Raw genomic sequence first — 19116 nt, 5'->3', positions numbered from 1 at the left:
CCGTCTGTCCTCCCTCCTGAACAGGGTCAGCGGGTGGGATCAAGGAGGATCTTGCGCACGCCGTCGGAGCGGTCCGCGAACAGTTCGTACGCCGCCGGACCTTCGGAGAGGGCATAGCGGTGGGAGACCACCACCTCGGGCTTGATGCGGCCGGCACGGGTGAGGGCGATCAGGGGAGGGAGTTCGTAGTGCACGGAGCACAGCCCGATGGCGAACTCCAGTTCCTTGACCTGCGCCAGCCCCATGTGGAAGGGGAACGCCTTGCTCTGGCTCACTCCGATGACACTGACCCGGCCGGCTTGCCGGACGGCCTTCAGGGCGAGCTCGATGGTGGCGTCCGAGCCCACGGCCTCCACCACGGCGTCCGGCCCGCGCCCGCCCGTCATCTCCCGAATGGCCGACCGTGTGTCCTCGCCCTCGACCGGCTCGACACCCAAGGTGGCGGCGAAGGCGCGGCGTTCCGCGACCAGGTCCGCGCCCAGCACCCGCGCGGCACCCATCGCGAAAGCACCCTGGGCGGCCATGAGGCCGACCGGGCCGAGGCCGACGACCAGGACCGTCTCCCCGGGCCGGATGCGGGCACGGCGGCAGCCGTACCAGGCCGTGGGGGCGTTGTCCGTCAGGACGACCGCGGCTTCGTCGGAGATGTCCTCGGGCAGGTGCACCAGATTGACATCGGCGTACGGCACCGCGAGGGCCTGGGCCTGACTGCCCTGAAGCTGCGGGCTCACCCCGTAGCAGAGTTCCGTGCTGGACTTGGCGCGCTCGCACCGGGCGGTGAATCCGGCCGCGCACGACCGGCATGCGGCACAGCCGACCGAGGCGGGCACCAGAACCCGGTCGCCGGGCTTGAACCGGGTGACCTGGTCGCCGGTGTCGGCCACCACACCGACGCACTCGTGTCCCGGTGTGTAGCCCAGCTCCGGGCTGAACGGGTTGCCGTGGTAGATGTGCAGGTCGCTGCCGCAGATACCGGCCGTGGTGACCTGGACGACCGCATCGGCCGGGCTCGTGACGGCGGGCTCGGGGACGTCCCCGTAGCGGATGTCGTGACGTCCGTGGTAGCTCAGTGCTTTCACCGGATTCCTCCCTCCCTCCGCCCGGTCAGTCCGCGATCTTCAGCACGAGCTTGCCGTGGTTCTCACCACGGAAGAGCCGCATCAGGGTGTCGGGGAACGCCGCCACGCCGCCGGACACCACGTCCTCCAGGGACTTCAGCCGGCCCTCTGCCCGCCAAGCGGCCAGTTGCGCGACGCCCTCGGCGTACCGGTCGGCGTAGTCGAACACCACCATGCCCGTCATGGAGGCGCGATTCACCAGCAGCGACAGGTAGTTGGCGGGGCCCTGCGGTGTCGTGCTGTTGTACTGGGAGATCGCGCCGCACACGACAATCCGGGCACCGCGCGCCAGCCGCAGCAGCACGGCGTCCAGCACGTCACCGCCGACGTTGTCGAAGTACACGTCGACGCCGCCGGGGGCGTGTTCGCGCAGCGCCTTGCGGACGTCCTCCTTCTGGTAGTCGATCGCGGCGTCGAAGCCGAACTCGTCGACCACCAGCCGGCACTTGGCCTCGCCACCGGCGATGCCGATGACCCGGCAGCCCAGGATCTTGGCGACCTGCCCGACGACACTGCCGACCGCCCCCGCCGCTCCGGAGACGACGACGGTCTGACCGGGCTCGGGACGCCCGATGTCGATCAGACCGAAGTAGGCCGTCAGACCCGACATCCCGAGAGCCCCGAGATACGTCGGCAGAGGGGCCGCCTCCGGGTCGACCTTGGTCACGTCGCGGCCGTCCGACACGCAGTACTCCTGCACGCCGAACGACCCCGACACATGGTCGCCGACCGCGAACCCGGAATGCCGGGAGGCGATCACCCTTCCCACCGCGCCGGCGCGCATCACCTCGCCGATCTCCACCGGACGGATGTAGGACCGCCCCGCGTTCATCCAGCCGCGCATCGCCGGGTCGATCGACAGGCAGAGCACCTGCACCAGGAATTCCCCGTCGCCCGGCTCCCCGGCCGGCTCCTCGACGTGCTCCCAGTCGGTGGGCCGCGGCTCGCCCACGGGGCGTGCGGCCAGACGCACCTGGTGGTTGATTCTGCTCATCTCCGGCGGCTCCTTCGACGGTCGCATGGGCCTGACATACCGGCTGGTCGGTACGAGCGGTGAGCGTACGGTGCCGTCCCGTCGGAGGCAAGAGGGGCCCGGTCCGGTGTACGGGGCCGGTCGGCAAAGACTTAGAGCGCGGTGCCCGTTTCCTCGGCCAGCGTCCGCAGCAGGAGGTCCTGGAACGCCTCGTCGTGGACGGCGCGGTGCGGTCGCAGCCGCTCGCCGTGGTGCCAGTAGCCGCCGCTGGTCAGGGCCCGAGGTTCGTCGCTGGAGGCGAGCCACTCCTGTGTCCGATGGCCGAGCTCCAGATCGTCCGGTGCGCCCGGTCCGCCCATCTTCGTCGGTACCCAGCCCGGATCGACCGCGTTGCTCAACACCTCTGGGCGCAGGCGGGCCACCGCGGCGGCGAGCGCCGTGACGAACAGCTTGCTGTCGGCGTACGAGCCCGCGCTCCTGCCCCGCCAGTCGACCCCGTCGAGCGAGGGGCGCCCCCCGAAATGCGAGCTGCTGCTGAGGTACACCAGCCGGCGCGGGCCGCGCAGCAGGGCCGTGAGCAGGTAGGGCGCGATGACGTTGACCGGCATGACCGCCGGTCCGCTCCATACGCCGGCGTTGTGGATGACGGCGTCGAGCGGCTTGGCGTCGTTCAGCTCTGTGGCGATGCGCCGTACGGCGTCCCGCTCCGTGAAGTCGCCCACCAAGAGGTGGGCCCCACGGTTGACCAGCGCGTCGAGTCCCGCCGCGCGCTGCTGGTTCCGGGCGTGCACCACGACCTCGTGTCCCGCGGACAACAGCGCATCGGCCGCGGCACGTCCCAGACCGTCCGCGGAACCGGTCACCAGGATCCGGCTCACGATCGCATCATCCCTTCGACAAGACGCATGACTGGTTCCGGCATCATGACTGGTTCCCGCCTGGGGAGAGTGTCCCTTCCGTGGTGCTCAGACCGAGAAGACCTGCTTGGCGACCGTGACCGCCGTCATGGCCTTGGACCAGCCGGCGTAGAAGGCGAGGTGGGTGATGGCCTCGATGAGCTCGGTCTCGGTGACGCCGTTCTCCTTGGCTCGCCCGAGGTGGAAGTGCAGCTGGTCGGCGTCGCCGCCCGCGATGAGGACGGCCACGGTGATCAGACTGCGATCGCGGGCGGCCAGTTCGGTGCGATTCCACACGTCCTCGAACAGGACGTCGTCGGTCAGCTCGGCGAGCTTCGGAGCGAAGTCGCCGATTGTGCGGCGTCCGCCGCCGATCTGCCGGGGCTGGATGGTCATCGAAAGTCCTTTCGCCGGTCCGCGGAGCACAGCCGGGGGAACGGGTGCCGCATGGCGGACCGTTGGGTGGTCAGCGGCTGCGAGGGCGGTGGTACTGCTCGTCGGTGACCGGCTCGTTCCAGGTGGTTTCCTCGCTGCCGTCACCCTTGCCCTCCCACAGGGCGATGTGCTCCATGAAGCGACCGGGGGTGGCGCCGTGCCAGTGCTCCTCGTTCGGAGGACAGGTGACCGTCTCGCCGGGATGCGCTTCGAGGACGGTGCCGTCGCGGGTGCCGATCAGGGCGGTGCCGGAGACGACGTGCAGGGTCTGGCCCAGCACGTGCGCGTGCCAGTGGGTACGGGCGCCCGGGGAGAAGCGGACCAGGTTGGCACGCATCCGGGACGGCTCCTTGCCCGCGTAGAGCACGTCGAACCAGACGTCGCCGGTGAACCAGTCCGCGGGGGCCTTGACAGTGTCCTGCTGCTTGACGAATTCCACGGGGTCTCCCAGATGCAGGGGGTGGTGGGACGGATCAGGCGGCGCCGACATCCCCGGCAGCCGCCGCAATCGAGGAAACCGCAGCTCAATGACGTGGAGAAGGGCCTGTCGTTACCGGTACTGACAGAACCCCCCACACCTGCGAGGTCCGGCTTAGCCTGGACGGCGTGAGTACCCGGAGCGACATCCGCGAGTTCCTGGCCTCCCGCCGCGCCAGGATCACCCCCCAGCAGGCCGGCCTGCCCGCATACGGCGGCAACCGGCGCGTGCCGGGCCTGCGCCGCGAGGAGGTCGCCATGCTCGCCGGCGTCAGCGTCGACTACTACGTCCGTCTGGAGCGAGGGAACCTCGCGGGCGCCTCGGAGGAAGTCCTCGACGCCGTCGCGCATGCTCTCCAACTCGACGACGCCGAACGCGCCCACCTCTACGACCTGGCCCGCGCCGCCGCAAAACGCCCCACTCGGCGGGGGCGCGCCGGTGGCCCGCTGCCCGACAGCGTCCTGCGCGTCCTGCACTCCATGACCGACTCCCCGGCCTTCATCCGCAACGGCCGCCTGGACATCCTCGCCGCCAACCGCCTCGGCCGCGCCCTGTACTCCCCGCTCTTCCCCGACCCCACCACCGCGACGGCCAACATCGCCCGCTTCCAGTTCCTCGATCCGAACGGCCGCGACTTCTTTCCCGACTGGGACCAGTCGGTGAACACCACCGTCGACCTGCTGCGCACCGAGGCCGGCCGCGCTCCGCACGACAGCGGGCTCACCGGACTCATCGGCGAACTCGTCACCCGCAGCGAGGCGTTCCGCGTCGCCTGGGCCAAGCACAACGTGCGCCTGCACCACACCGGTCGCAAGTCGTTCCGGCACCCGGCCGTCGGCGTCCTCACCCTCGACTTCGACGCCATGAACCTGCCGGCCCAGCCAGGCCTGACCCTCACCGCGTACAGTGCCGCGCCCGGCACGCCCGAGCAGGACGCCCTGCAGCTGCTTGCCGCCTGGGCCGCCACCGAGACCACGGAGTCCACCCGTCACCCCTCCGGACACCAGGGCCGGTGACCCCTCCGTCCGGTCACCAATAGCCGACCGGCAGCAGAACCACGGCTTCGGTGCTCCCGAACTCACCGAGTCCGCCCGCATCGACGGGTCCGGCGAGCTGCGGATCCTGCTGACCATCATCATGCCGCTGTCGCGGGCGGTGATCGCGGTCATCTCCCTGTTCTACGCGGTCGGTTACTGGAGCGCCTGGTTCAACGCCTCCATCTACCTCTCCGACCAGGAGATGCTGCCGCTGCAGAACGTGCTCATCCAGCTGGTCCAGAAGGGGACCGAAGCACCGACCGGCCTCCAGCAGGCGGTCCACGCCGGTGAACTCTCCAGCCTGGGACTGCAGATGGCCGTCATGGTCCTCGCCCTGATCCCCGTCGCGGTGGCCTCCCCCTTCGTCCAGCGGCACTTCAAGAAGGGCATGCTCACGGGAGCCATCAAGGGCTGATGCCAGCGGGGCGACGGCGAGCCCGGCCACCACCGGCGTGGGCCCCGCACGAGCGGCGGGGCCCACGTCGTCAGCGGATCAGCAGGTGGAGTCGGTCCGGGTGAGCAGACCCAGCCGCCATGGCAGGCTGTTGCAGCCGTACCGCGGCCTATCCGCCCAGGGCGTTGAGCGTTGCCTGGTAGGCCGGTTTCTTGTAGCCGTTGCGGTCGAACAGCAACGGGTTCTCCCCGCTGCGCCAGGAGTCGCTGTCACGGATGCCCCAGACGGTGATGCCGGTGCAGCGCCGCACGTTCATGCAGGCCCGCACCGTGTTGGCGTACGCGTTCGGCGACGCCTGCGCGATGTCCAGCTCGGTGATCTGGACGTCCACGCCGAGCGCGGCGAAGTTCGACAGCGTCGTCTGGAAGCTGCCGGGGGGACCGCCGGCGCCGAAGTGGGCCTGGAGACCGACGCAGTCGATGGGCACGCCGCGGGCCTTGAAGTCGCGGACCATGCGGTAGACGCCCTGGGTCTTGGCGTCGTTCCAGTTCTCCATGCTGTAGTCGTTGTAGCAGAGCTTGGCCGCCGGGTCGGCCGACCGCGCGGTGCGGAAGGCCTGCTCGAGGAAGCCGGTGCCCAGGACGTCCCGGAAGACCGAGCCGCGCAGCTGGCCGCTGCCGCCGTCGGCGAAGGCCTCGTTGACCACGTCCCAGGAGTGGATCCGGCCCTTGTAGCGGTTCATCACCGTGGTGATGTGGTTGTTCATCACGCCGCGCAGCGTGTTCGCGTCCCGGATGCCCTTGACCCAGTCGGGCAGCTGGGAGTGCCACACCAGCGTGTGGCCCCGCACGCGCTGACCGCGGGCCGACGCGCCGTTCACGATCTGGTCGGCGGCGCCGAAGGTGAACTGTCCGCGGGACCGCTCGGTCGCGTCCCACTTCATCTCGTTCTCGGGCGTGACCGAGTTGAACTCGCGGCCCAGGATGCCGGTGTAGGTGCCGTCCCCGAGGCGTCCGGCGGCCACGGCGGTCCCGAAGTACCGTCCGGACTGGGCGGCTTGGGCCCCGAGCGTGGCGGCCCGGACGGCGTCGGATGCGCTGGGTGCGCTGGATGCGTCGGGCGCGGCGCCGGGCGTCACCAGGGCGCCCAGGGCCAGCAGGGATAACACCGACGCCCGGCGCCGGCCGAGCCGTTTCAGCGGGTTCATGCTTCTCCTCGTGATCGGTGGGGGGTTGGGTGGTGCGGTCGGTGGGGTCGGATCAGGGCGTCGACAGTTCGAACCGCGAGACGCGGACCGCGCCGCCGAGCGCCCGGGTGGCGTGGTTGAAGAGGGCGAATCGGTAGCCCATGAAGAACCGCCAGTCGTTGCCCAGGGAGAAGGCGGGCCCGAGGCGGGTGAAGTTGGTGCCGTCGGTGCTGTAGGAGAAGGTGCCCGGGCGGGCCGCGCCGGGACGGATGTCCGCGCTCGCACGCAGCCAGATCCGGCCGCCGGAGACGGGCGCGCTCGCGACCTCGGTGCCGGTGCCGGTGGTGTTCCAGTTGCCGTCCATGGTCAGCCCGTTGACCATCGCCACCCGCGCCGTACCGCCGTCGCGTTTGAGACCGATCCAGGCGGACGAGTCACGCAGCAGCGCGAGTCCGGCCCGGTCGCCGTCCCGCATCGCCGAGAAGTCGAGCAGGGCCGTCGCGGTGGAGGTGGGGCCCTGGATGCGGTGCGTGAGGGTGTTGCGGGCCCAGTACAGGTCGTTGGTGACGGTCGCGGTCCGCAGGGTCAGCCCGTTGCCGACGGACCACCTGGTGTTGTCCGGGTTGTGGTTCCACTCCCACCTCGGCTTGAGGCGCGTGCCGTCGAAGGTGTCGACGCCGGTCATGGGGGTGACCTGGCGGGGCGGCGTGGGTACGGCCGGACTGGGATACGAGGTGCCCCAGGCGCCGTTCACCAGTTGCACGACGGGCCAGCCGTCCGGAGTCCAGGTGACCGGCGCCAGGGCGGGCATCCGGCCGCCGGGGTAGGCGTCCACGAAGGCCAAGTAGTACCAGGCACCGTTCTGCGTCTGCACCAGCCCGCCCTGGTGCGGGACGCCACCGCCGGGGATCGGCCCGCGCAGGTCGAGCAGGACCTGCCGCATCGTGTAGGGGCCGAAGGGACCGCTCGACGACTTGAGAATGTACTGACCGTTGGCGGGGCGGGTCAGGAAGATGTAGTACTGGCCGTTGATCTTGTAGAAGCGGGAGCCCTCCAGGGTGCCGACACTCGACGGCGTGGTGAACACCTGCTGCGTGCGGACCTGGGTGCGCCCGTCGCGCGAGAGCTGGGCCACGCTGATGGTGGTGTTCCCGTAGGCCACGTAGAGGGTGTCGTCGGTGTCGACGAGCAGGCCCGCGTCGTAGTAGGGCGTGCTGATCGTCGTGAGCCGGCTCCACGGGCCCTCGACGTCGGTGGCGGTGTAGACGTACGTCCTGGCGAAGTCGATCTGGCCGAGCCAGTAGAAGGTCCTGTTGCTCGGCCGGTAGGCCAGTGAGGACGCCCAGATCCCTCTGACGTAGCCACGGGCACCGGTCAGGTCGTACTTGGCGCCGAAGTCGAGGACGGGCACCGAGTGACCTGCGATCTCCCAGTTCACCAGGTCGTACGAGCGCAGGACGGGAGCGCCCGGCGAGTAGTGCATCGTCGAGGCGGAGGCGTAGTAGGTGGCACCGACGCGAATGACGTCGATGTCCGCGAAGTCCTGCCAGATGACCGGGTTCGTGTACGCGGGGGCGGCCGCGGCGGTCCGGGAGGCTCCGGCCAGCGGCAGGAAGGCACCGGCGACCAGGCCGCTGCCGGCGGCCAACGCCCGACGGCGCCCCATGAAATGACGAGGGCATGACATATCCATGTGTCGCTCCCTCTGCGATGTTCGGGATGACGAACAGCTATCGACTGGTGAGCACCCTGGATGCTAGGGGGTTCAGAGCTCCCGTCAATACGTCTCGCATCATTCGTGGTATCGCCCGAAACCTTTCGGTGACTTGGGGTGGGGGAGGTGGACAAGCCCGGCAACCTCCCTAGTATCCGTGGCGTCACGAACCGAAAGCAGGCCGAAATTTCGAATGACTGAAAATGTCATGTTCCTGCCAAATCTCGGCGACAATGCAGCAGCCATCCCCTGTCTCGTGTCGGTCCGCCGACCAAAGGAGCCCACTGTGCCCAGACGATCAGGCAGACGACTGCTCCGTCTCCTCGCGGCCGTCGCGCTGACGATCACCGCGTCCGTGACGGCCTCCGCTCACTCCACCGCATCGGCCGCGCCCGGCAGTCCGGCCCTCACCCCACCGCTGGGCTGGAACAGCTGGAACAGCTTCGGTTGCGGGATCACCGAGGCTCAGGTCCGCCAGGCCGCCGACGCGATGGTGTCCTCGGGCATGCGGGAGGCCGGTTACCGGTACGTGGTGGTCGACGACTGCTGGTTCGACCCGCAGCGAGACGCGGCGGGCAACCTGCGGGCCAACCCGACCAAGTTCCCCAGCGGGATGAAGGCGCTCGGGGACTACATCCACAGCAAGGGCCTGAAGTTCGGCATCTACCAGGTGCCGGGCGAACGCACCTGCGCGCAGACCACCGGCGCCTATCCCGGCTCGACGGGCAGCAGAGGGCACGAGGTCCAGGACGCCAACACGTTCGCCTCGTGGGGCGTCGACTACCTCAAGTACGACTGGTGCTCCTCCGAGGGCACCCGTGACGAGCAGGTCGCGCGGTTCAAGCTGATGCGCGACGCCCTGCGCGCCACCGGGCGGCCGATCGTCTACAGCATCAACCCCAACAGCTTCCACGCCATCACCGGCGCCACGTACAACTGGGGCGAGGTCGCCGACCTGTGGCGGACGACCGAGGACCTGCTCGACATCTGGCAGAACGGCAACACCAACAGCTATCCGATGGGTGTCGGCAACGTCCTGGACGTCACCGCGCCGCTGGCGGCGCAGTCGGGCCCGGGGCACTGGAACGACCCCGACATGCTGGTCGTCGGCCGCCCCGGACTCTCCTTGACCGAGTCCCGCTCGCACTTCGCCCTGTGGGCGCTGCTGAGCGCACCGCTCATGGCCGGCAACGACATCCGCACCATGTCCGCCGACGTGAGCGCGATCCTGCGCAACCCGCGTCTGCTGGCGGTGAACCAGGACCCGCTGGGCGCGGGCGGGCGCAGGGTGCGCGACGACGGCAACACCGAGGTGTTCGCCAAACCCCTGTCCGACGGCTCGGTCGCGGTGGGCCTGTTCAACCGGGGAGGCGGCACGGCGACGGTCACGACCACGGCCGCGCAAGTCGGCCTGTCCGGCGGGTCGTTCACCCTCACCGACCTGTGGACCGGCGGCACGTCGAGCACGTCCGGGCAGATCTCGGCGAACGTCCCCGCGCACGGCGTGGCCGTGTTCCGGGTGAGCGGGGGCAGCCCGCTGGCCGCCACCACCTCGCGGCTGCGCGGCACCGCGTCCGGCCGCTGCGTGGACGTGGACAACGCCTCCACCGCGGCCGGGGCCACGGTCCTGCTCTGGGATTGCCACACGGCCGCCAACCAGTTGTGGACCACATGGGCCGGCGGCGAGATCCGCGTCTTCGGCGACAAGTGCCTGGACGCCCGCAACCAGGGCACCGTCAACGGCACCCGGGTCGTCACCTGGCCCTGCAACGGTCAGAACAACCAGAAGTGGACCGTCGGTTCGGACGGGTCGATCCGCAACGTCCACGCCGGGCTGTGCCTCGACGTCGACCGGGCCGGCACCGCCAACGGAACCCCGCTGGTGCTGTGGGCCTGCAACGGCCAGGCCAGCCAGAAGTGGACCCGTGTGTGAGGAACCGCTGGGGTGCCGTGTGCCCCCTCACGCGCTGAGCGGGAGGGGGCCTGGTTCAGCCGTCGAGGGGCTCGTAGTCGAACCAGTCGAAGTGGACGGTGCCTGCCGCGGCGTACATGCCGATGACCCGGCCGGTGAAGCCGCCGGCGACCTCGGTCGACAGGTAGCGGCCGTCGAGCGTCGCGAGTTCGCTGAACGTGCCGTCGGGCTGCTCGACGCCGAGGGACACGACATCTGGCCCCGTACACGGCCCGTGCGGTGACGGTGGTTCCGTGACCGTGACGGCGAGGACCACCGGCCCGGTCGGCACGGACTGTGCGGCCACGACCGTGCGCAGGGAGCCGACCCGCGCGACCACCCGCACCCGCGTACCGGACACCTCGATCTCGTAGTGGTGCCGCTCGTCGAGCCGGACGGCGAGGCCACCACTGCCCTCCGCGGCATCGACCAGCGTGCGCGCCCGGCACGACAGATGCCGCTGGCGCCGGCCGGTGAACACCACGTCGGGCTCGTCGAGGGAGCGGCCCCGCGCGCGGAGCGTCAGCCATCCGGGGCGCTCCTTGGTGGTGCAGAGTTCGGCGGGCCGGTCGCGCAGGGAGATCCAGTACGGCCGTAGTTCGGCGAGCTCGAAGTCGTCCCGGTGCTCCTCGGCGGGGACGGGGGAGAGCGGCCACGGGAGCCCGGGCAGGTCCAGGGCGACCTCGCCGACGACCGGCCAGTCGTCCACCCAGGTCACGGGGGCCAGGAAGGTCTCCCGGCCCAGCACGTGCCAGCCCGGCGTTCCGCCGCCCGGCCGTACTCCGAGGAGCACCATCCACCAGGAGCCGTCGGGGCCTTGGACCAGGTCGGCGTGCCCGGTGTTCTGGACGGGGTGGTCGGTGCCGCGGTGGGTGAGGACCGGGTTGGCCGGGCACGGCTCGAACGGTCCGGCGGGCGTACGGCCGCGGGCGATCGAGACACCGTGGCCGCGTTCGGTGCCGCCCTCTGCGATGAGCAGGTACCAGTAGTCGCCGATCCGGTACAGGTGCGGCGCCTCCGGGGCCTTGGCGCCCGGACCGCCGGACCAGAGCTTGTGCGGTGTTCCGTACGTCTGCCCGGTGGACGGGTCGAGGCGGACCTGCGAGACGCCGGCGACCGTGCACCAGCAGGTGCCGTCCTCGTCCCAGGCCAGGTCGGGATCGATGCCGGGGACGCCCGGTGCCCGGATGGGGTCCGACCACGGTCCGGTGGGGTCGGTGGCCGTGACGATCAGATTGCCGCCGCCCTCGCTGCAGTTGGTGACGATCAGCCAGAAACGGCCGTCGTGGTGGCGCAGGGTGGGGGCGTAGATCCCGCCGGAGGACGGCATGGAGGCCGGCAGACGCAGTTGCTCCGGCCGGTCCAGCACGTTGCCGATCTGCGTCCAGTGCACCAGGTCCCGGCTGTGGAAGAGGGGCACCCCGGGGAAGTACTCGAAGCTGGAGCAGGCCAGGTAGTAGTCGTCGCCGACGTGGCAGATGCTGGGGTCGGGGTGGAAGCCGGGGATCACGGGGTTCACGGGGCCGGCGACGCGTCCGTCCGGCTGGTGCAGAGGGGGCACCCGATGGTCCTCTCGTCGATGCGTGGTGCGGGCGTGGGTGGTGCGGTTCAGGGAGCGGCCGGGTCCGTGGGGGTGATGCGGAGCAGCACGGCGGACGGCGCGGTGGGCAGGGTCAGACTCAGCTCGGCCGTGCCGGGCATCCAGGCGGAGACGGCCCGGCTGACCGAGGGGTAGAGCAGGTCGACACGGGCGGCGGCGTCCCGCAGGTGGGGCAGCTGAAGCGTCGCATCGGCGCAGGTTCCGGGGCGGCGCCAGGCGGTGAGGTAGGTGGTGGCGGGAGTGCGCAGGGCCAGGGCGGTCCAGGGGTCGTCCCAGGCGGGAAGGCCCAGGGGCCAGCACGGCACGGCGTGCGGCAGGTCGGCGCGGAGGGCCTTGTACGCCGCCACCGCCTCGTGGACCAAAGCACGGGCTTCCGGGGCGAGTTCGGGAATGCGGCCGGAGAGATGGATCCGCCCCAGGAGCGCGCTCGCCATGGTGAAGGCCACCTCGTCGAGGGAGTCCTCCGGCTGCGGATACGCCCAGACGGCACCTTGTTCGGGTGTGACGGCGGTGGGCGCGGACGCGGCGATGGGCGCGTAGAGGTGGAGGTTCTGCTGGTCGCTCGTGGACTGCAGCTGCATACGGGACAGCAGGGCGTCGTCCCAGCGCATGCCGCCGGAGGAGCAGTTCTCAAGCACCAGGTGCGGGTAGCGGTCGAGGATGCCGTCGAGCCAGTCGAGGTGGGCGCGGTTGTGGCCGAGCAGGCCGGCGCCCGGGGTCTCGCCGGGGTGGGCGCTGGTGCCGGAGCCGGGGTCGATGTTGTGGTCGAGCTTGAGGTAGCCGACGCCCCACTCGCCGACCAGGCGGTCCACGACCTGGTCCAGGTGGGCACGGGCGGCCGGGTGGCGCAGGTCCAGGTGGTGCCGGCCGGTCTCCGTGACGCGGACGCCGTCGCGGCGGAAGAACGCCTCGTCGGGCAGGGACTCGGCCATGGGGCTGCGAACGCCGATCACCTCCGGCTCCAGCCACAGACCGGGAACCATGCCGCGCTCCCGGATGCGGTCCAGCACCTCGTGGATCCCTTTCTCCCCGGGGAAACGTGAGGCGGCCGGTTCCCAGGCGCCGACGGTGGTCCACCAGCCGCCGTTGTCGCCGTCGTACCAGCCGGCGTCGATGACGAAGTACTCCGCGCCCGCGTCGGCCGCCGCGTCGATGTGGGGGAGCAGCTTCTCGGTCGTGGGGTCGCCCATCAGGCAGTTCATGTAGTCGTTGAAGATGACGGGCAGACGCTGGTGATCGCTGTGCGGGCGGCGCTGGGCGCGGCGGTAGCGGGTCAGCGCGGCGAACGCGGCGTCGGGGCCGCCGTCGGCGTTGAAGGACACGGCGGCGGGTACGGTGCGGAAGACGGCGCCGGGTTCCAGGGGGTGCCGCCAGCCGTGGTGGGTGTCGGTGGGTCCGAACAGCGCCGCGTAGGCCGCCCTGTCCCACTCGGCGCACTCCCAGCGCCAGCCCCCGCCGTTGTGCTCGATCTGCCACACCCAGGTGCGGCCGGTACGCCGGTCCGTCAGGCCGCCCATGGGGAGGCGCCCGCAACTGGACCAGGTGCCCTGTCCGTTGAGGGCGAAGCCGGATTTGCCGTGCCCGTTGCTCACGCGTCCGCTGTGGACCGGTGTGGTCCGGCGCATCGGCTGTCGCTGCCAGCGGCATTCGGCGAGCCAGTCGTTCTCCGCCCACAGCAGGTCCGCGGCGTCGATGGCCGCCGGGTCCCGCGGAGTGAGGCCGCCCACCGCGAGCGAGCTGACCGACTCCAGGTGCAGCGTGGTCCGCCCTTCGTTGCGCAGGGTCACCTCGCCGCGCAGCACGGGGATGCCGTCCGGGGACCGATAGGTCACCTCGGCGGCCAGCCCTGTTTCCGGGTCGTGGAGTTCGACGGTCAGTGTGTGCCAGTCGCCGTCGCGGGTCGCGCGGTGGCCCCGGTGGCGCAGCCGCCCGCCGAGATCGGTACCCACGAGGCGGTTCCCCGACCAGCCACGGCCGTCACCCGCGGCCGTCACCTCCACCAGGGGCAGGGACGCACCGGCGGCGCCCTGCGCTTCGCCGGGCAGTCCGAGGTGCGTGAGGCGCGGACGGCCGTCGTCATCGAGGCCGATTTCGAGGTGAAGGGCCTCGTGCCCCCAGTGGAAGGTGCCTTGTTCCTTGGACATGTCGGCCCTTTCGGCGGCTGTCGAAGCGCTTCACTCCCAGACGCAAGGTAACGGACAATTTTCATCCGAAACAAGAGTCTCTACCGCACAACACTTAATCCTGCTGGTCCGTTGACGTCCGCCAGAGCCAAGAGCCAGAGTCGAAGCGCTTCGACAACCGGCTTACAGCCTGTTGTCCGGGCGGGAACGGCTGGGGCTAGGAGAGGCTCTGCGCGCACCAGATCGTCTTGCCGTAGGTGGTGTGCCGGGTGCCCCACCCCTGGGTGAGCTGGGCGACGAGCAGCAGGCCCCGGCCGCCCTCGTCGAAGGCGCGCGCCCGGCGCAGGTGCGGGGCGGTGTTGCTGGCGTCGGAGACCTCGCAGATCAGGGAGGAGTCGCGGATCAGCCGCAGCATGATCGGGGGCTCGCCGTACCTGATGGCGTTGGTGACCAGTTCGCTGACCACCAGTTCGGTGACGAACGACGCCTCCTCCAGGCCCCAGGCCTCCAGCTGCTCCAGGGCGAACTTCCTGGCTCGGGGCACCTGCTCGGGGTCGGGTTCGACGTCCCAGTCGGCGACATGCTGGGGATCCAGCGCGTGCGTGCGAGCGAGCAGCAGGGCGGCGTCGTCGGTGCGGCGTTCGGGAAGCAGAGCGTCCATCACCGTGTCGCAGAGGCCCTCCAGCGAGGTGACCCCATGGTTCAGGACCCGCAGCAGCTCGGCGACCCCCTCGTCGACGTCGCGCTCACGGCTCTCCACCAGTCCGTCGGTGTAGAGAGCGAGCAGGCTGCCCTCGGGCAGCTCGAGTTCGGCGGACTCGAACGGCAGCCCACCGATGCCGAGCGGTGGTCCCGGCTGCGCGGACGCCGGGGTCCTGGTGCCGTCCGGGGAGATGATCAGCGGCAGCGGATGCCCGGCGCTCGCCACCGTGAAGCGCCGGGAGACCGGGTCGTAGACGGTGTACAGGCAGGTCGCCCCGAACTCGCCGGTCGGCTGGAAGTGGCCGGCGGGCTGGAGGTCGCTGGCGAGGTGGATGACCAGGTCGTCCAGGTGGGTCAGCAGTTCGTCCGGCGGCAGGTCCACGTCGGCGAGCGTACGGACCGCCGTGCGCAGCCGGCCCATGCTGGCCGAGGCGTGCAGACCGTGACCGACCACATCGCCGACGACCAGGGCGACCCGCGCGCCGGAAAGCGGAATGACGTCGAACCAGTCACCGCCCACCTCCGCGCCGGTCCCGGCGGGCAGGTAGCGGGAGGCCACCTCGAGCGCCTCCTGGCTGGGCAGCTGCTGCAGCAGCAGACTGCGCTGCAGCGTCAGCGCGGTCGTGCGCTCGCGCGAGTACCGGCGGGCGTTGTCGATGGCGACGGCTGCCTTGGCGGTCAGCTCTTCGGCGAGGATCAGGTCGTCGGCCGTGAAGGCCTCGGGCCGGTCGCTGCGGGAGAACGCGACCACGCCGAGCAGCGCGCCGCGGGCCCGGAGCGGCACGGTGATCCGGCCGGTCAGCCCCTCCGCGGCGATCGAATCGTCGATCAACGGATTGCCGGGCGGCCAGTGGGCCGGGTCGGCGGCGAGCCCGGGCCCGAACGCCCATTCGCCTCCCTCGCCCGGTTCGACGGCGAGCTGAACCGTGGACCTGCCGGTGGCCATGCAGCGGACGGCGACGGAACCGGGAGCGTGACTGACCGGCATCGGGGGCCCGGGAGCCCGGTCGGTGTCACCCTTCGCGCTGTGGTGGGCGGCGCGGCTGAGCACGACGGCTTCGCCGGAGGCGGAGGCGGGGGAAAGAGGCGGTTCCTCTCCGCGCAGCACCTCGTCGAAGAGATCCACGGTGACGGAGTCGACGAATCCCGGCACGGAGGTCCCGGCCAGTTCCTGGGCGGTGCCGATCACGTCGAGTGTCCGGCCGATGCCGCGGCTGGCCTCGTTGAGCATGAGCAGGCGCTGCCTGGCCCAGTACTCCGCGCTCATGTCGAATCCCCAGTTGGCGACCGCGCGGACCCTGCCCTCGGCATCCCGGACGGGCCAGATGCTGGTGGCCCAGGCGTTGGCGTAGTTGCTGCCGAGCGGCCGGAAGACGGTGATGAGCCGTGCGGGCTTGCCCGTCCTCGCCACTTCGGCCAGCTGGTCGGTGTAGGGCTTGTCGTCCCTCTCGGGGAACAGTTCGCGGTCGAATTCGGGAAGCACCTCGCGGTACTTCTTACCGAGCACCTGCTCCTCGGAATGCGCGATCACCCGGCCCGAGGAGGCGTTGATCCACAGAAACCGCAACTCAGGGTCGTAGACGCCGAGAGCGAAGGGGCTCTGCTCGAAGGCCAGGTCGGCGATCACCGGGCGGCGTTCCCAGCGCTGGACGGTCACCGCATGGCCCAGCGCCCGGCCGTCGGCGCCGAACAGCGGGTGAGCCGATACCAGGGCATCCACCGTGGAGCCGTCCCGGTGGCGCAGCGGGACGAGCGCCGTGTGGTCGGGGCCGCTGCCGGAGCTCTCGGGGAAACCGGGTGGCGGGGGAGCGGCCAGCAGGTCGGTCACGGGGCGCCCGACCGCGTCCTCGGCAGTCCAGCCCAGCAGCAGCCGCCCGCTCTCGCTCCAGCCGCTCACCACGCCGTCCGGGTCCACCACGAGAGCGGCGGCGCGGACGTCCTGCTCATCGGCCATGTCCACGCGCCTCGCCTCCGTCCGGACACCCTGAGCCCGTCAGGACCGGTTTCCAGCCGCAGCTTCCAGCGTAGGTCGGCTCGTGCTCCACGGCGCTCCGGTCGGGGCGTGCCGGATCGCCGGGGCGTCCCGTACGCCTCCCGCCACCCGCCTCGACCCGTCGAATGCCATATGCATGCCATCCCCTTCCCTGCGGGCTACAGCGCGGTGAAGGTCCACAGCAGGTTGGTGCTGTTGCCGTAGGTCCACTGCTTGGTGAGGGAGCCCGAGGGGACGTTGCCGCCGCCGTCGAGGACCAGGCCGGTGGTGCGGTTGGCGATCGAATAGCGGTCGCCACCCCGGTGGGTGACGGTCCACTGCTGGTTGGTGCCGCCGTTCCAGGGGGCCTGCCGGGCGGGGGAGCCGTCGGCGGTGGCGCCCCAGCCGTCGGCGACCATGCCGTTCGTGCGGTTGACCAGCCTGTAGTAGCCGCCACCGACAGCCTCCGCATGCCACTGCAGGTTCGGACTGCCGTCCCAGGTCCACTGCTTGAGGTCGGAGCCGGAGGCGACGTCGCCCCCGCTGTCCAGGGCGAGGCCGTTCGTGGCGTTGGTGATCCGGAAGGACGTCGCCGGGTTGAACTGGACCCTCAGCGAGGTGATCTGGTCGTTGTTGCCGGTGTCCCTGAGGTCGGGGTTGTCGGCGGCGAAGGTCCAGGAGGTACCGGTGAAGTCGTCTCCGGAGTAGCCGACCACCTGGTACCCGGGAGCCGGCCGGAGGGAGGAGACGGTGCGCGGGCCCGGTCCGGCGGCGGACAGGTCGGCCGCGGTGTGGTCGCCGACCGCGAGGACGGCGGAGCCGCCGGTGTAGTGGACGTCCGTGAAGGCGACGGCTCCGGCGAGCGGCCGCAGGCCGGGGATCGTGCCGGAGAAGGTGAGCTTGAGGACATAGGCGTTGGCGCGGTACGGCGCCGAGGACGGCAGGGTGACCTTGAGGCCGGACGCACTCCGGACCGGCGTGGGCAGGTCGATGTAGGTGCCGGCGGTGGTGCCGAGGAGCTTCACTGAGGTCAGCGAGGACAGGTTGATCCGGTCCGAGCCGAGAGTCTTGATCGTCAGAGAGCTGCCGGGCCAGCCCAGAACGGTGGCGTACAGGACGTCGTTCGCCTTGTTGCGGGTGAAGCGGATGTCCTGCGCGGTACCGGCGTGCGGGGTGGTGAACGAACCGCCGCCCATCTTCGTCGGGCCCTCGCCGTACGCCGTCCAGGCGCGGGTCGCGTACACCGACTCGCCGAAGCGCTTCAGATGGTCCCCGATACCGAGCAGGATGTCCTTCTGCGCCTGCGGGATGGTGCCGTCGGCCATCGGCGCGATGTTCAGCAGCACGTTGCCGTTCTTGCTGACCCGGTCGATGAACGAGTGCAGCATCTGCTGGACGGTGTAGTAGCCGATGCCCTGGGTGTAGCACCAGCTGCTGCTGGAGATGCTGTCGTCGGTCAGCCAGTACGGGGTGGTGAGATCGGCCGGGCCGCCGCGTTCGTAGTCGAAGACCTCGCCCTTGCCGTTCATGCCGTCCTTGTAGGTGGCGACGACTTCACGGCCCCAGCTGTCCGCCTGGTTGTAGTAGTACGCCAGGAAGTTCAGGCGCTGTTTCTCGTCGACGGCGTCCAGATTGAAGTCCTGCCAGAGGATGTCGGGCCGGGCGCGGTCGATGACCTCCTTGAGCTTGTCGAACCAGAGCTGGTTCTGTGCGGCCGGCGCCAACTGCCCGTAGAGCTTCTTGAGGCTGGGGTCCGTCTGGGCGGGGGCGTACTCGTAGAAACCGGTGAAGTTGTACGCGTGGTGCATGGCCACCAGCAGCTTCAGGCCCTTGGCGCGGATGGCCGTGGAGAACAGCCGCAGCAGGTCGAGACCAGGGCCCTTCTTGACCGAATTCCACTCGTTGACCTGGCTGTCCCACATGGAGAAGCCGTCGTGGTGCTCGGCGACCGGACCGGCGAACCTGGCGCCGGCGTCGACGAACAACTGCACCCACTCGTCGGGGTCGAACTTCCCGCCGGCCGACTTCAGCTTCGGCGCGAACTTCACCGCGTTGCCCGCCAGGTCCTTCGCTCCGTCGATGAAGTTGTGGTACGGCCACGCCGACGGCCGGCCGTAGGTCGCGATGTGGTGCTTGTTGGGCGAGCTCCCGGCCTGGTACATGCTGCGCGGGTACCACTCGTTGTCGAAGGCGGGGACGCTGAAGGCACCCCAGTGGAAGTAGATCCCGAACTTCGCGTCCTGGAACCACTCCGGAGCCGGCGGGTGCCGGTCGACCGAGTCCCAGTCGGGCGTGTAGGCGCGGGGCGCCGCCTCGGCGGCACCGGCAGCCCACACATCTCCGGCAACGGCCGTCGCGGCCACGCCGGTTGCGGAGGCCACGAACTGGCGTCTGTTGATCGAGCTCGACATGGACACATCCCTGATGCGGAAGGGGCAGGGGAACGCAGGGCCACGCATGAAGGTCGGTCATGCCGCCCTGGGATGTCAACCAGCGCGCAGGGATGAAAGTGGCCATTGGTGTAGGTGAGTTGACTG

At 70.4% G+C, this 19116-nt stretch carries 12 protein-coding genes and 2 pseudogenes; 3 read left to right on the top strand and 11 right to left on the bottom strand.

All coding sequences use genetic code 11. The features are described 5' to 3' along the window. Positions 1–26: 26 nt before the first annotated feature. From ACIBL4_RS01100 to ACIBL4_RS01080, 5 genes are all read right to left on the bottom strand, one after another. A complete protein-coding gene (locus tag ACIBL4_RS01100) occupies positions 27–1079 on the bottom strand; it encodes an alcohol dehydrogenase catalytic domain-containing protein (RefSeq protein WP_399405197.1) in 1053 nt (350 codons plus the stop codon). A gap of 25 nt (positions 1080–1104) precedes the next feature. Beyond that, positions 1105–2112: an NADP-dependent oxidoreductase gene (locus ACIBL4_RS01095; protein WP_399405195.1), complete on the bottom strand. Its 1008-nt coding sequence runs from the start codon at positions 2110–2112 to the stop codon at positions 1105–1107. A gap of 131 nt (positions 2113–2243) precedes the next feature. Continuing rightward, complete coding sequence (locus tag ACIBL4_RS01090) at positions 2244–2969, bottom strand: SDR family NAD(P)-dependent oxidoreductase (protein ID WP_399405193.1); 726 nt, start codon at positions 2967–2969, stop codon at positions 2244–2246. Positions 2970–3056: 87 nt separating this feature from the next. Further along, entirely contained in the window at positions 3057–3383 is a 327-nt protein-coding gene (locus tag ACIBL4_RS01085) for a carboxymuconolactone decarboxylase family protein (protein ID WP_399405190.1), read from the bottom strand. Between the two features lie 70 nt (positions 3384–3453). Then, positions 3454–3861 (bottom strand): cupin domain-containing protein, encoded by a 408-nt coding sequence (locus tag ACIBL4_RS01080; protein WP_399405187.1) that lies wholly within the window; start codon positions 3859–3861, stop codon positions 3454–3456. Positions 3862–4019: 158 nt separating this feature from the next. On the opposite strand from ACIBL4_RS01080, the gene ACIBL4_RS01075 reads away from it, so the two are divergent. Together ACIBL4_RS01075 and ACIBL4_RS01070 are read left to right on the top strand one after the other, a co-directional pair. After that, positions 4020–4916 (top strand): helix-turn-helix transcriptional regulator, encoded by an 897-nt coding sequence (locus ACIBL4_RS01075; protein ID WP_399406524.1) that lies wholly within the window; start codon positions 4020–4022, stop codon positions 4914–4916. A 58-nt stretch (positions 4917–4974) separates the two neighbouring features. Further along, positions 4975–5352: pseudogene (locus tag ACIBL4_RS01070) on the top strand (carbohydrate ABC transporter permease); the annotation flags it as partial. 151 nt (positions 5353–5503) lie between these two features. On the opposite strand, the pseudogene ACIBL4_RS01065 reads toward ACIBL4_RS01070, so the two are convergent. Together ACIBL4_RS01065 and ACIBL4_RS01060 are read right to left on the bottom strand one after the other, a co-directional pair. Continuing rightward, positions 5504–6538, bottom strand: a pseudogene (locus ACIBL4_RS01065) (endo-1,4-beta-xylanase); the annotation flags it as partial. Between the two features lie 52 nt (positions 6539–6590). Beyond that, positions 6591–8183: a glycoside hydrolase 43 family protein gene (locus ACIBL4_RS01060; protein WP_399405185.1), complete on the bottom strand. Its 1593-nt coding sequence runs from the start codon at positions 8181–8183 to the stop codon at positions 6591–6593. Positions 8184–8517: 334 nt separating this feature from the next. Between ACIBL4_RS01060 and ACIBL4_RS01055 the strand changes: the two genes are divergently transcribed. Further along, entirely contained in the window at positions 8518–10164 is a 1647-nt protein-coding gene (locus ACIBL4_RS01055; protein WP_399405183.1) for a glycoside hydrolase family 27 protein, read from the top strand. A 55-nt stretch (positions 10165–10219) separates the two neighbouring features. Here ACIBL4_RS01055 and ACIBL4_RS01050 read toward each other — a convergent pair whose 3' ends face one another. From ACIBL4_RS01050 to ACIBL4_RS01035, 4 genes are all read right to left on the bottom strand, one after another. Beyond that, the gene (locus ACIBL4_RS01050; protein ID WP_399405181.1) at positions 10220–11743 is read right to left on the bottom strand and encodes a glycoside hydrolase family 43 protein; all 1524 of its coding nucleotides are present in this window, start codon (positions 11741–11743) and stop codon (positions 10220–10222) included. Between the two features lie 47 nt (positions 11744–11790). Further along, complete coding sequence (locus ACIBL4_RS01045; protein WP_399405179.1) at positions 11791–13926, bottom strand: alpha-galactosidase; 2136 nt, start codon at positions 13924–13926, stop codon at positions 11791–11793. A 196-nt stretch (positions 13927–14122) separates the two neighbouring features. Further along, the gene (locus tag ACIBL4_RS01040) at positions 14123–16561 is read right to left on the bottom strand and encodes a SpoIIE family protein phosphatase (RefSeq protein ID WP_399405177.1); all 2439 of its coding nucleotides are present in this window, start codon (positions 16559–16561) and stop codon (positions 14123–14125) included. A gap of 197 nt (positions 16562–16758) precedes the next feature. Continuing rightward, on the bottom strand, positions 16759–18990 hold the full coding sequence (locus ACIBL4_RS01035) for an alpha-L-fucosidase (RefSeq protein ID WP_399405175.1): 2232 nt from the start codon (positions 18988–18990) through the stop codon (positions 16759–16761). Positions 18991–19116 lie beyond the last annotated feature (126 nt).

This window comes from Streptomyces sp. NPDC050416, assembly GCF_044458845.1.
Classification (GTDB): domain Bacteria; phylum Actinomycetota; class Actinomycetes; order Streptomycetales; family Streptomycetaceae; genus Streptomyces.
The sequence above is the reverse complement of the archived record's forward strand: the minus strand, read 5'-3'. Positions and strand labels throughout refer to the sequence as shown.

Bases quoted from the DNA above. Each gene is read 5' to 3' on its own strand.
- ACIBL4_RS01095 (WP_399405195.1), bottom strand. From the start codon at position 2,112: ATGAGCAGAATCAACCACCAGGTGCGTCTGGCCGCACGCCCCGTGGGC.
- ACIBL4_RS01085 (WP_399405190.1), bottom strand. From the start codon at position 3,383: ATGACCATCCAGCCCCGGCAGATCGGCGGCGGACGCCGCACAATCGGC.
- ACIBL4_RS01060 (WP_399405185.1), bottom strand. From the start codon at position 8,183: ATGGGGCGCCGTCGGGCGTTGGCCGCCGGCAGCGGCCTGGTCGCCGGT.
- ACIBL4_RS01045 (WP_399405179.1), bottom strand. From the start codon at position 13,926: ATGTCCAAGGAACAAGGCACCTTCCACTGGGGGCACGAGGCCCTTCAC.
- ACIBL4_RS01040 (WP_399405177.1), bottom strand. From the start codon at position 16,561: ATGGCCGATGAGCAGGACGTCCGCGCCGCCGCTCTCGTGGTGGACCCG.
- ACIBL4_RS01035 (WP_399405175.1), bottom strand. From the start codon at position 18,990: ATGTCGAGCTCGATCAACAGACGCCAGTTCGTGGCCTCCGCAACCGGC.